This is a genomic window from Halobacillus seohaensis (assembly GCF_042663045.1).
Lineage (GTDB): Bacteria > Bacillota > Bacilli > Bacillales > Halobacillaceae > Halobacillus_A > Halobacillus_A seohaensis.
Genome location: NZ_JBHSZV010000013.1, coordinates 333714 through 347110 on the forward strand (window position 1 = coordinate 333714; position 13397 = coordinate 347110).

The window sequence follows — 13397 nt, forward strand, 5'->3', positions numbered from 1 at the left end:
TGTATATTACAAGTCTTTTCCCCATTTTTTTTGTTTTATAACTTCCATTTATAAATTTCTGTTTACGATTTTTAGTCTATCCTTATTGTGAGTGTTTATTCAATTGTGTGGTACCAAGTATACGGAAAACAAATCATTACTCTGAGTCCCTTTCTCTATTTCTAACGCCTGACTCAATATATACATATGAAAGGATTGCAGAACTTGGTTATCCAATGTTTTGTACTCTTAATCCAATCCATTGCGCTATAAACTTTTTGTTAGGAGAGAATTTTCGCTTTCACTTTCCGGGATCTTGGTCCATCAAATTCACAGAAGTAGATGCCTTGCCATGTACCTAGTACTAATTGTCCTTCTGAAATAATAATAGTTTGAGCATGACCGACAGTACTTGTTTTCATATGGGCCGCTGTATTACCTTCCATATGTCGATCTTTTGCATCCTCCCAAGGATATACTTCACGAAATCTACGAAGCATATCGGTTTTCACATCAGGGTCGGCATTTTCATTAATTGTGATTCCAGCCGTCGTATGAGCTGAGGAGACAATCACAACACCATCTTCAACTCCTTGTTCACGGACCCAATCAGTAATTTCTCTCGTTATATCAATCATTTGATCATGATGTTTTGTTTGAACAGAAAATGTCTTAAACATACCACCGCCACCTCTCTTTAATATATTTGAGATGCTGCAAAATCTTTTAATTTTTGATAGATATCGATCTCATTTTGGTGAGTCGTTGAATCGATCCAATTCCACTCATTATTCTCTAAACTGACATCGATAGTTGCCGTGTACACATTGGTTGCATTCCCTCTTAATTGAATAGAATAACGTCTTTCTGCTTTCTCAACGACACAGTTTACGAGTCCACCTTTGTTTATAACTACGATCGGAGTTTCTACTTCATTAGAACCTAAGATCGTAGAAACGAGAGTTGACGCGGACATCGCAGTGCCACATGCATTCGTTAGTCCTACTCCACGTTCATAGGTTTGCACAAAGATCTTGTTCGTTGCTAAAATTTGCACAAAACTCACATTCACACCTTTCGGAAAAACTTCCGAAAGGTTATTCGCCTTTTTCCCTGTTGCCTCTAGCTCTCGCTGATTTACTTTATCTACAATCGTGACAATGTGAGGATTCGGAACACTCAATGCCGTAAAGGTTAAATCATCAGATAGCTCAGGAATGACAACGTCCAACGCTTCATCTTTTTCAAATTTCATTGGCAAGGATTGCACTTCAAAAGAAACAGGTTCGATCGTCACTGAAAACGTATCGATTCCTTCATAGATAGGCTCCACTTGCTCTACTGCCAAGACAGCCTTTTCTGTTTCTATTTGAACTTTTGCTCTTCCTTCTTGCTCAATAATATGACGGGCCACACAGCGCAAACCATTTCCGCACATTTCCGCTTCTGTCCCATCTGAGTTAAACATCCGCATACGTGCTTCCGCCACTTCACTATTCATTACAAAAAGGATTCCGTCAGATCCTACCCCGTTATTTCGATCACATAATACGATGGAAAGCTGACTACGTTCCTCTTCAGTAAATTGATAATGATTTGTCTTTTCATCAATTAATAGAAAATCGTTATCTGACCCATGACATTTAATAAATTGAATCATATAGATACTCCCCCTGTTTTTTTAACCCCATCATAGCATATTTCACTTTTTTATACAGAGCGCCGCTTCATAAGCCAAAGAAAATAAGGGGCACCGATTAACGCGACTAAAATACCTGATGGGATCTCATTTGGTGCCAATAACGTTCGGCTAAACAAATCAGAAATTACGAGAAGGAAACCTCCTAAAAGCATCGTAACTGGAAGCAGCTTTTGGTTCGCACTGCCTACCAACAATCGTGCGAAGTGTGGAGCAATCAGTCCGACGAAACCTATGGAACCTACCGCAGCTACACTACATGCAGCTAGTAATGTAGCCAGTAACGCCATTTGAAATCTAACAGATATAACTCCGAGCCCCAGGCCTTTTGCTGCGTCATCACCTAAGGAAAGAACATCTAAATTTTTAATGTGAAAAGCAAGTATTGGAATAAATATAATTAATGGCCAGAGCAAAAACTGGAAAATTTCTTTCCATCCTGTAGCATACGTTGTTCCAGACAGCCACGTAAGTGCAGAAGCCACTCCCAGCTCTGACTGAACAACCATGATTTGAATAAGAGCTGAACCAAAAGCTGATATTCCAATACCTAATAAAGCAAGTGTCGTTGGATGAAATTCCGCTTTGGCACCTAACGCCATGACCACTAAGAAAAACACAAAAGCTCCAGTCATTGCACCAATTGGAATCCAAACAGCTGATGCACTGAAGAAATACATCGTTGTTAATGCCCCCACACCTGCTCCTGATGTTATTCCGATTACAGAAGGGTCTGCTAGTGGATTACGTAATACTCCTTGAAATATAAGACCACTTACAGCTAATACGGCTCCACTTAATAATGCAACCAGCGAACGTGGAAGTCTTAATTCTAGAATGAAATTCCTCATAAATTCATTCGTTTGACCGGTTAGCGCTTCAAACGTTGCAATCGGTTCAAAACCGTAATTTCCATAAGACATGCTGATTAAAATAGTTCCTATAATAATAACCAAGAGAATCGGAACTAATTTTTTTAGTGACATGTTAATGGCAACTCTTCCTGCCATGATCGAGCCAGAGTCCTTCGTGTTTGATTCCTGCTTCATTCTTAAAACTAACCCAATAAGCCATGGTGAACCAACAAGTGCCGTAATGGCTCCAACAGGGAGCTCGGAAAAAGATGGATCAATAATTCTTGCAAAAACGTCAGCCACAAGAAGAATATTGGCTCCCCACAAAAACGACCCAATTAACAAAGGAACATGGGTCCGATAACCAATTAATTTTATTAAGTGAGGGGCAACGAGCCCAACAAATCCAATAGGTCCTACAATGCTTACAGTAACTGACGTTAACAACACAGAGGCTAGAATAGTGATTAATTTAACGGATCGAACATTTTGACCTAAAGCAGTAGCTACTTCATCACCTAGCTTTAATGTGTCTAATTTCTGAGCATAAATGAGCAGTAATACGAAGGAAACAACAATAAAAGGAAGGGAAAACTGTACACCACTCCAATCATTTTGAACAAGTGTTCCTGATCCCCATAAAAATAGTCCCTGTGTTTCATTTTCATAAAAAATTTGCATCAAAGTTGTTAGAGATGAAAACAGAAAAGTCACAATCATTCCTGCTAACACCATCCGCACAGGCGTTGCATCACCGGCACCTGATAACAAATAAACAAAAGCAAATGTAACAATTCCCCCAATAAAAGCTATAACTACACCATTAGCAAACATTGCAAATGGAAAAAAAATCGTCGAGGCAACAACAGCGAAGTATGTACCAGAGTGAATACCGAGTGTACTTGCCGAAGAAAGTGGGTTCTTTGTAACCGTTTGTAACACGACACCAGATACCGCTAAGGCACCCCCAGCGAGTATACCGATAACAGCCCGCGGCATTCTCATAATACGTACTGTGTGATGCTCAATTATGTCAGCCGGATTAATAACCGATTGTATAACAGTAGATAGCGGCAGAGACACATTACCTTGGTTTATATGTATAAAAGTTAATAAACATAATAAGATGCTCCCACCTCCGAAGGTGAGAGCTCCTACTAGTACTTTTTTGAAAACAAAACTCATTACAATCACTACCTTTTACCTACAATAACGCCATAAGTTCTCCTACGCTACTTCCTTCTTCTAACTATACACGGAAAACCCTTGTCGCCTACCTATGAAAGCTAACTCAAATATTTATTCTCCATCTTCTTTAAGAACAGAGTCAACTACTTGTTCTGCTAACACCTCAGCTGATAATGGACCACCAAACGTCCATGTACTACCAGGCATTTTATATAGCCGATCATTTTTCACAAAATCTAACTCTTCCCATACTGGATTGCCTGCTAATTGATCGTCAAAAATATTATCTTCATCTTGAACGATATAGAAGAAGTTAGAATCTTGATAGTTTTGCAAGGTTTCCACAGTCGTTTCTGTATACCCATAAATTTCTAATTCGTCTGATTCATAATCATTCTTCATACCTAAATTATCCATAACATTTGCTACCATTGAATTATCTGTAAACAAACGAAGAGTTGGTGTGTTTTGTGCAGTGAACGCTTGAGTGATCACATAATTCATACCTACTTTACCGGCTTCTTCTAGACGAGCCTTTTGATCTTCAAATGTTTGTTCCATATCACTGATCGCTTGCTCAGCTTCCTCTTCTTTATCAACCGCTTTTGCAATGGTATTAAATTCATCCAACATGCTTTCAAATTGATTTTGTGCGCTCTCTTCAGAATATGGTGCGAACATAATTGTTGGGGCGATTTCCTCTAAATCTTCAGCAATTCCTTCATGTCGAAAGTCTACACCAATAATCAAGTCAGGTTCAAGTCTAGAAATCGCTTCTAAGCTGGGCTCCTGACGAGTACCTACATCCTCAACTGAATCACTAAAAGGCTTTCCTACATCTACCCAGTCACTGTAAGAGTCTAAATCAGCAACACCTGTTGGTTCCATCCCTAACGCTTGAAGTTCTTCAGCGTAAGACCACTCCAAGACTACAACGTTTTCCGGTGTACCTTCAATAGTTTTCTCCCCCGTTGCATCTTCAATAGTTACAGATCTAGAATCCTCAGCCTCAGACGAATCTCCATTATTATTCTCCTCTTCATTTCCACCACAAGCTACTAAAACGGTCATCATTAAAGTGAGCATCAGTATCCATATTTTCTTCATTACATCTCTTCCTTTCCTCTATTGTTTAGTTTGCGTTTAATTGCCTACTTTTACTATGTACACAATGATCACCGTGAAGCAGGCGAACTAAATGATATTGATTCTCAATTCCATTATAATCATATCGAAGTCTTCCGCATGTGTCAATGAAAACTTTTCTCAATTAGAACGAATAAATCTTTTGGTATGAGTTCATATTAATACCAGGTAATAATTACAATTGACATCAGCTATTCTAAGTTGCTAAGATTGATACAATAAAAATCCGAAGTGTAAACTTGGTTGTGTTGGAGGTAATCACATGGAAGATTTGCATTCTTATGGTTGGTACGCCAAACGCGTTGCAAAATATATGCCAAAAGGGGTTTTCAAACCTGTCCCTAAACGCTTGTGGGGTGGGTTAGCTTATTTGTCTATTATTATCTCTGGATTACTAATTATCAGTTTAACGGAGTGGCATCCCCTATTTTTCTTACCTATTTCCTTTATATTAGGGGCAAGTTTCGCCGGAATGGGGTTCTTAGGACATGAAATTCTACATGGAACCGTTGTAAAAAAACCATGGCTACGTGATTTACTAGGTGCCATTGCTTTTTGGCCTTTAAGTACGGGGCCAAAGCTTTGGAGAAAATGGCACAATTTAAATCACCATATTCATACACAACATGAAGACAACGATCCAGATGCTTGGCCGAGTTTAGAACGTCTTAGCCAATCAAAAATGTTTCACTGGATCTATAAACTACCTTTATTTGTGAGAGCGTTTTTTGCGTTTGCATCGCTAGCTGTTCAATTTACCGCTCATTCTCTGAAGATGTTCTGTGCTTACATCAAAGACTTCAAACCAAAGCAACAGCCTAAAGTTTGGATTCAAATGGCCCTACCTTGGGCGAGTTGGATTGGTTTACTTTTCTTAATTGGCTGGGAAAAGTGGCTCTTCGCCTTCTTTATCCCACTGCTCGTTGCTAATTTGGTCGTAATGGGGTATATTTCAACGAATCATCGATTAAACCCACTTGTACCTGTAAACGATCCATTAGCCAATAGCCTGACTGTAACGGTTCCAAAGTGGGTTGATTATATTCATTTTAACTTCTCTCATCATACAGAACATCACCTTTTCCCAGGGATGAGTTCTAAGCATTATCCGTTAGTCAAATACTACATTAAACAATTGTGGCCAGAAAAATATCACGAAATGGCCATGAGCAAAGCTCTCATAGCATTATGGAAGACTCCACGAGTTTATTTTGACAATCGTGAGTTAATCGATCCCTCTCATGGGCATCTCTATGGCTCCCTTGGCCACGGGTTAAACCCTGAAAACATTGATTATAAAAAAATGAATAATTAACTGATTTGGCTCTATTTAGATCGTTCTGATCTAAATAGAGCTTTTTTCTTGGTTACTTTGTTATCGGCCAAAACTTACAAATATGGGTCTATAGTGAATGTGATGGTGTGGAAAATAAACAGATCATTGATATTTTACCCGATCGAAAGGTAGACACCATCAAGAAATACTTGCGTTCTTGTGATACAGGATCGGTGGAGATTGTGGTCATGCATTGGGTTTGTCCAAGTCTTTCAAACGTGCGGTGTGTGATGTTTTAGAACTTAGAATTTGAATCATTGTAGTTTTGGATAGATAAATGTTTGAGAAAACCATCTCACAAGCAGCTAAATCAAATGGGTGATGGAGATCATTCTCCATCACCACATTTGACAGAGAAACCAAATATTCTGGTTTATCGACGAACGGACTGCCTTCAAACAAAAAAAGCGCCAATCAAAGTCAGAAATCGACTTCTCATGACGCCCTCAACCTCATCTCTTACACCATAACCATTCTTTTTGTAAAAGCTAGCTGTTGAACGTGTGGTAATCTGGATAAATCCATGTTTCCACCACTTACTACAACACCGCATTTTTTCCCAGTCAAAGCAGGCTCTCGAGCTAATACTGCCGCAAGAGCGGTTGCTCCTGCACCTTCAACCAGTGTCTTTTCTCGTTCTAGCAACTGAAGAATAGAATTGGCAATTTGCTGCTCATTTACCGTTACAATCTCATCGACGTATTTACGAATGTAATGAAACGTTTTCGTACCATGCTGTTTAACAGCAATTCCATCTGCGATCGTGGTAACGGAGGTTAACTTTTTCGGACCACATTTATAAAATGAGTTGTAAGTAGACGGTGCTTCTTCAGACTGTACACCGACTACCTTAATGTCCGGCTTTAATTGCTTTGCAGCATAGGCAATTCCTGCAATTAATCCTCCGCCGCCAATAGGTACAACAAGCGTATCCAAGTCTGGCTGTTCTTGTAACATTTCAACAGCTACTGTAGCCTGACCAGCCATAACATCTACATCATCAAATGGATGAATAAATGTCGCGCCACAGCGCTTTTGCTCTTCCATGGCTGCCGTAAAAGCTTCCTGAAAAGATTCACCAATGAGGACAGTTTGGGCTCCATAAGCTTCTGTCGCCTGAACTTTAGCTTGAGGAGTTGCCTCTGGCATAAAGATTTTTGCAGGGATACCACGTTTGGCAGCAGCCAATGCTACTCCTTGTGCGTGGTTTCCTGCAGATGCAGCAATGACACCACATTCGGCTTCTTCTTCAGTCAGCTGGGAGACTTTAAAGGAAGCACCTCTCACTTTAAATGCACCTGTCTTTTGCTGATTTTCCATCTTCATGTACACCTGTTGTCCTGTGTACTGATTAAATGTTTCAGAGGTTTTAAACGGTGTTTGATGGACCACATCGTTTAATTGTTCTTTGGCTTCAAAGACTTTAGCTAGCGTTAAGAAATTCCCAACGTCTTCACTCCTTAATTTTTATTTGGCTTTCTGTGTTTCATACTGATCAATGGCTTCAGCATAATTTAACGTGACGGATATTTCATCCCAGCCATTCAATAACATGTCTTTATGGTAAGGTTGAATATCAAATGCTGATACTAAACCATGATCACTTTTTACTTGTTGCTTTGCTAAATCAACCTCGATTGATACCTTTTTCTCCTTCGCCTGCTCAAGTAATTCATTGACTTCGTGGCGAGGTAATACAATAGGAAGAATACCATTTTTCGAACAATTGTTGTAAAAAATATCGCCAAAACTTGGGGCAATCACTACTTTAAATCCGTAGTCTTCGATTGACCAAGGAGCATGCTCCCTTGAAGACCCGCAACCAAAGTTTTCACCAGCCACCATTACTGTGGCATCTTTATACATAGGATCATTTAACGAGAAGTCCTCACGAATTGAATCATCCTCATGGAAACGCCAGTTGTAAAAAAGAAACTGGCCGAAACCTTGGCGTTCAATCCGTTTTAGGAACTGCTTTGGAATAATCTGGTCAGTATCGACATTGGATCTATCTAGTGGGTAAATGATTCCTTTATGTTGATTAATAGGTTCCATACTTTACCCTCCTACGGCTGCGCCAAATTTTCTCACATCAACAAAAGTGCCCTCTAGAGCAGCAGCTGCTGCCATTTCAGGACTAACAAGATGAGTTCTGGATCCATTTCCCTGACGTCCTTCAAAATTTCGGTTTGATGTCGATGCACAACGTTCACCAGGTGGAACGATATCATCATTCATGGCTAGGCACATACTGCAGCCAGCATCGCGCCATTCAAATCCTGCCGTAAGAAAGATAGTATCCAATCCTTCTGCTTCCGCCTGTTCTTTAACCGAATGTGAACCAGGTACAACGATGGCCGTTACGTTTTCATGAACTTTTCCACCTTGTGCAATTTTAGCGGCTTTTCTTAAATCACTGATTCTAGAGTTAGTACAAGAACCAATAAATACGTGATCAATAGGAACCGATTGAATTTTCTGGTTTGCTTCCAAGCCCATATAATCAAGGGCACGTTGAATGCTATCCTGTGCTTGAGCATCGTCAAGTACAGAAGGATCTGGAGTTGAGGCACCAACTGGTATACATTGGGATGGGTTTGTTCCCCAAGTTACCTGAGGTTCAACATTGGATGCATTAATCTCTACAGTAGCGTCATATGTGGCACCAGGATCAGTGGCTAGAGCTTTCCACTCTGCTGCAGCTTCTTCAAACTCAGCTTCTTTAGGAACATAGCGTTTACCACGCAAGTATTCGATCGTCGTATCATCAGGACTTATTAAACCAGCTCGTGCTCCTGCTTCAATAGACATGTTACAAATCGTCATTCGTTCTTCCATAGATAGATCACGAATGGCATCTCCCGTGTATTCTACGACATAACCTGATCCAAAACGAACACCAAATTTTGCAATGATTGCTAAAATCAAATCCTTTGCAGTTACACCAGTACCTAAAGAACCATTCACTTTAATTTCTAGCGTTTTAGGCGTTGCTTGCCACAGAGATTGAGTCGCTAGCACATGTTCTACTTCACTTGTCCCTATACCAAAAGCTAAGGCGCCGAATGCTCCATGTGTTGATGTGTGACTATCTCCGCATACAATAGTTTTTCCTGGTTGGGTCAGGCCAAGTTGAGGACCAATTACGTGAACAATACCTTGGTCCGGATGGTTGATGTCAGCTAAACGAATGCCAAACTCATCACAGTTTTGTTCCAAAGTATCCATCTGTTTTTTTGAAATTTGATCCTTAATGATATGTCGATGTTGTGTCGGCACATTATGGTCCATTGTAGCATAGGTACGATCAGGGCGACGTACTTTTCGTTTTTTTATACGAAGCCCTTCAAATGCCTGGGGTGAAGTAACTTCATGAACTAAATGTAAATCGATATAGATTAGTTCTGGCTTCCCCTCTTCTTTGTGGATCACGTGCTGATCCCAAATTTTCTCAATAATCGTCTTAGGTCGCCCCATGTTGGATGCTCCTTTCTTCAATTATGCGTAACACCTCATAATGTTTTCTGTCGTATCATGTGAATTCATTTGCTCAGAAATTTTCTTAGCCATTTCGCTTCCACTAACTTGCGAACCACCATTAATATCTAAGTCAGCTGTATGATACTTGTTATTTAATACACTATGAACAGCAGCTTCGATTTCATCAGCCTCTTCATTCATATTAAAAGAATGGCGCAGCATCATTGCCGCAGATAAAATAGTTGCAAGTGGATTGGCTTTGTCTTCACCGGCAATATCTGGTGCGGATCCGTGAACTGGTTCATATAAGCCAAGTCCATCCTGACGAATACTAGCTGATGGCAGCATTCCTAAAGAGCCTGTTAATACAGAGGCTTCATCACTTAAAATGTCACCAAACATGTTTTCCGTAACAATAACATCAAAGTATCCAGGGTTAGTAACTAGCTTCATAGCAGCAGCATCAACGAGCATGTGCTCAACGTTTACATCAGGATAATCTTGTTTCTTTTCCTCCACAACTTCTCTCCACATACGGCTTGACTCTAAGACATTCGCTTTATCTACGGAAGTTAAGTGGTTTCGGCGAACTTGTGCGCTTTGGAAAGCTTTATCTACAATCCTTTCCATTTCATAGCGAGAATATGCTAGTGTATCGACAACTTCTTTGCCGTTATTTCGGCGCTCACTAGGCTCACCAAAATAAAGACCTCCTGTTAATTCCCGAACAATTAATAAGTCACTGCCTTCAACGACTTCCGGTTTTAATGGAGACGCATGAAGTAAGGGTTTAAATCCTTTAACTGGGCGAAGATTGGCAAAAAGCCCAAGTTGCTTACGAATCCCTAGCAAACCTTTTTCCGGTCGCATATGTCCAGGAAGACTATCCCATTTCGGACCACCAACAGCACCTAGTAAAATACCATCCGCTTTCTTGCAAGCCGAAATCGTGTCTTCTGGAAGAGGGGTGCCCTGGTTATCAATGGCAGCCCCGCCAATTTCATGAGTTTCAAAAGTGAAACGATGACCAAACTGTTCAGCTACGGTCTCTAATACGCCTTTTGCAGCCTTAGTTACTTCAGGACCTATGCCATCACCAGGCAATACAACGATATGCTTTTCCATACCCATTCCCCTCCTATAATTGGACTTCTTTAACGTCATTCGTTTGACGTGTATGGAGCGTTCTGTTGACAGCATTCAGAAATGCGTGAGCAGATGCTTCCAATACGTCTTGTGCTGATCCACGACCGGAAGCTTTGTAACCATTAACTGTAAGCTGTACATAAACTTCAGCTAACGCGTCTCTCCCTTTACCAATGGAACTTAACTGGTAATCTTGCAAGTGAACTTCTTCGTCTAACAATTCGTCTAGTGTATTGTAAATGGCTTCAACGCTACCTTCACCCGTGCTAGCCTTTTCAACTTCCTCACCATCAGGGCGAGTCAACAGTACCGTTGCTGTTGGACGGTTGATACTACCATACTGCACTTGGAAGGCTTTCAATTCGTATCTGGCAACATCTTCATTTTCTGTTTGTTTATCCGCAAGAATGGCAAAAAGGTCTTCTTCTGTTACTTCTTTCTTTTTACCTGTTAGGTTTTTGAAAGATTCAAAAGCTTCCTTAAGTTTCGTCTCCGATAATTCAAAACCTAATGATTCGGCTTTTTGTTTAAAGGCATGACGACCAGAGTGCTTACCTAGTACAAGGTTATTGGAATCAATCCCAACCATTTGCGGTGTGATGATTTCATACGTTGTTGATTCTTTTAGCACGCCATCCTGGTGAATACCTGATTCATGGGCAAATGCATTACGCCCAACGACCGCTTTGTTCCCTGGTACCTGCATTCCTGTTAGCTTACTGACAAGATCACTTGTGCGTTTAATTTCTTTTAGCACCAATCCGGTTTGAAAATCATAACGATCTTTACGGATTTCTAGAGCGACGGAAATTTCCTCAAGGGCAGCATTTCCTGCTCGTTCCCCTATACCATTAATGGTACCTTCAATTTGACCGGCTCCTGCTTCAATCGCTGATAAAGAGTTACTAACTGCCATCCCAAGATCATCGTGACAGTGAGCAGAAAGAACAACTCCATCAATATTGCTTACATTTTCTTGAACATATTTGAAAAGTTTCGCATATTCATCTGGTGTCGTATATCCGACCGTATCAGGAAGGTTAATAACGTCGGCACCCGCATCGATTACTTTTTCGATAATGTGTACTAGAAAATCGTAATCTGAACGCGTGGCATCCTCAGCTGACCACTGAACATAAGGAAATTTTTCTTTGGCATATGCAACAGATTCAACAGCCGTTTGAACGACTTCATCTGGAGTCTTTTTTAACTTATGAGTCATGTGAATGGAAGACGTAGCCAAGAAAATGTGTAATCTTGGCTCTGCTCCACCCTTCAATGCTTCCCAAGCGGTATCGATATCACTTTTAAATGATCTCGCAAGGCCAGTTACTGAGCAGTTCCGAACTGTGTCAGCTATTTCCTTTACCGCATTAAAATCTTCTTGTGAGGAAGCGGGAAATCCCGCTTCCATAATATCTACCCCAAACCGTTCCAATTGTTTAGCAATCTCAATCTTTTCAAGACGATTTAAGTTTACACCAGCTGACTGTTCACCATCTCTAAGGGTAGTATCAAAAACATTAACGCGAGCCATGGGTGACCACATCCTTTTCTTTAGATTGAGATTTCTTAACAAAAGGCATTAATTCACGTAACTCTCTCCCCACCTTCTCAATTTGATGATTATTTTCAAGTCTATTCGTTGCATTAAACTCTGGACGATTTACTTGATTTTCAAGGATCCAACCTTTAGCAAACTTACCAGTTTGGATATCAGACAGTACGTCTTTCATGCGAGCTTTTGTATCTTCATTAATAACACGTGGTCCAGAAACGAAGTCACCCCATTGAGCTGTATCAGAAATGGAATAACGCATTCCTTCAAGTCCACCTTCATACATAAGGTCAACGATAAGCTTTAACTCGTGCATACATTCGAAGTAAGCCACTTCTGGCTGATACCCCGCTTCAGTTAACGTTTCAAATCCTGCCTTCACAAGACTCGTTAGGCCTCCACAAAGAACGGCTTGCTCTCCGAATAGATCTGTTTCAGTTTCTTCTTGGAAAGAAGTTTCCAAAATTCCAGCACGACCAGCACCAATTCCTTTTGAGTAAGCAAGAGCCACTTCACGGGCAGATCCTGTAACGTTCTGTTCTACACCGAATAGTGCAGGAACTCCAGCTCCTTCTTCAAATGTACGGCGTACAAGGTGTCCTGGTCCTTTTGGTGCAACTAGGAAAACATCAACGTTGCTCGGAGGAACTACTTGATCAAAGTGAATATTGAAACCGTGGGCAAAAGCTAGAGCTGCACCTTCTTTAAGGTTCGGTTTGATTTGTTCCTCATAAATCTTCGGTTGATGCTCATCAGGTAAAAGAACCATTACAACATCTGCTTCTGCTACTGCATCTGCTACGTTTTTAACCTCTTGACCATCTTGCTCTGCTTTATCCCATGACTTTCCTTTTCTTAAACCAACAACAACATTATGACCACTTTCTTTTAAGTTTTGCGCGTGTGCATGACCTTGTGAACCGTAACCTACAACAGCTACTTTCTTATTTTTTAGTACCTCATCTTTAATGTCATTGTGATAGTATACTTGTGCCATTTATAATCATTCCT

At 40.5% G+C, this 13397-nt stretch carries 11 protein-coding genes and 1 pseudogene; 2 read left to right on the forward strand and 10 right to left on the reverse strand.

Going from position 1 to position 13397, the window contains the following annotated elements; genetic code table 11:
- Positions 1 to 260 precede the first annotated feature (260 nt).
- The 4 genes from ACFQIC_RS06110 to ACFQIC_RS06125 all read right to left on the reverse strand — a co-directional run bounded on the left by ACFQIC_RS06110 (position 261) and on the right by ACFQIC_RS06125 (position 4827).
- Positions 261 to 659 (reverse strand): secondary thiamine-phosphate synthase enzyme YjbQ, encoded by a 399-nt coding sequence (locus tag ACFQIC_RS06110; RefSeq protein ID WP_204711027.1) that lies wholly within the window; start codon positions 657 to 659, stop codon positions 261 to 263.
- A gap of 17 nt (positions 660 to 676) precedes the next feature.
- Positions 677 to 1639 (reverse strand): diaminopimelate epimerase, encoded by a 963-nt coding sequence (dapF, locus tag ACFQIC_RS06115; protein WP_204711026.1) that lies wholly within the window; start codon positions 1637 to 1639, stop codon positions 677 to 679.
- Positions 1640 to 1689: 50 nt separating this feature from the next.
- Entirely contained in the window at positions 1690 to 3717 is a 2028-nt protein-coding gene (locus ACFQIC_RS06120) for an iron ABC transporter permease (RefSeq protein ID WP_204711025.1), read from the reverse strand.
- Between the two features lie 114 nt (positions 3718 to 3831).
- A complete protein-coding gene (locus ACFQIC_RS06125) occupies positions 3832 to 4827 on the reverse strand; it encodes an ABC transporter substrate-binding protein (RefSeq protein ID WP_204711024.1) in 996 nt (331 codons plus the stop codon).
- Between the two features lie 301 nt (positions 4828 to 5128).
- Between ACFQIC_RS06125 and desB the strand changes: the two genes are divergently transcribed.
- Positions 5129 to 6181 (forward strand): Delta(10) desaturase DesB, encoded by a 1053-nt coding sequence (gene desB / locus ACFQIC_RS06130; RefSeq protein ID WP_204711022.1) that lies wholly within the window; start codon positions 5129 to 5131, stop codon positions 6179 to 6181.
- Between the two features lie 107 nt (positions 6182 to 6288).
- A pseudogene (locus ACFQIC_RS21075) lies at positions 6289 to 6440 on the forward strand (ISL3 family transposase); the annotation flags it as partial.
- A gap of 221 nt (positions 6441 to 6661) precedes the next feature.
- Here the strand turns inward: ACFQIC_RS21075 and ilvA are convergent.
- The 6 genes from ilvA to ilvC form a co-directional block, all read right to left on the reverse strand.
- Positions 6662 to 7594 carry a threonine ammonia-lyase gene (ilvA, locus tag ACFQIC_RS06140; protein WP_204711020.1) on the reverse strand — a complete coding sequence of 311 codons (933 nt, stop codon included), beginning with the start codon at positions 7592 to 7594 and terminating at the stop codon, positions 6662 to 6664.
- 75 nt (positions 7595 to 7669) lie between these two features.
- Entirely contained in the window at positions 7670 to 8257 is a 588-nt protein-coding gene (leuD, locus tag ACFQIC_RS06145) for a 3-isopropylmalate dehydratase small subunit (RefSeq protein ID WP_204711018.1), read from the reverse strand.
- A gap of 3 nt (positions 8258 to 8260) precedes the next feature.
- Positions 8261 to 9679: a 3-isopropylmalate dehydratase large subunit gene (leuC, locus tag ACFQIC_RS06150; RefSeq protein WP_204711016.1), complete on the reverse strand. Its 1419-nt coding sequence runs from the start codon at positions 9677 to 9679 to the stop codon at positions 8261 to 8263.
- Between the two features lie 21 nt (positions 9680 to 9700).
- Positions 9701 to 10807, reverse strand: a complete 1107-nt coding sequence (gene leuB, locus ACFQIC_RS06155) for a 3-isopropylmalate dehydrogenase (protein ID WP_204711014.1) — start codon at positions 10805 to 10807, stop codon at positions 9701 to 9703.
- 13 nt (positions 10808 to 10820) lie between these two features.
- Positions 10821 to 12365, reverse strand: a complete 1545-nt coding sequence (locus ACFQIC_RS06160; RefSeq protein ID WP_204711012.1) for a 2-isopropylmalate synthase — start codon at positions 12363 to 12365, stop codon at positions 10821 to 10823.
- The gene (gene ilvC / locus ACFQIC_RS06165) at positions 12352 to 13383 is read right to left on the reverse strand and encodes a ketol-acid reductoisomerase (protein WP_204711009.1); all 1032 of its coding nucleotides are present in this window, start codon (positions 13381 to 13383) and stop codon (positions 12352 to 12354) included. The genes ACFQIC_RS06160 and ilvC overlap by 14 nt, the downstream gene beginning before the upstream one ends.
- Between the last annotated feature and the right edge of the window lie 14 nt (positions 13384 to 13397).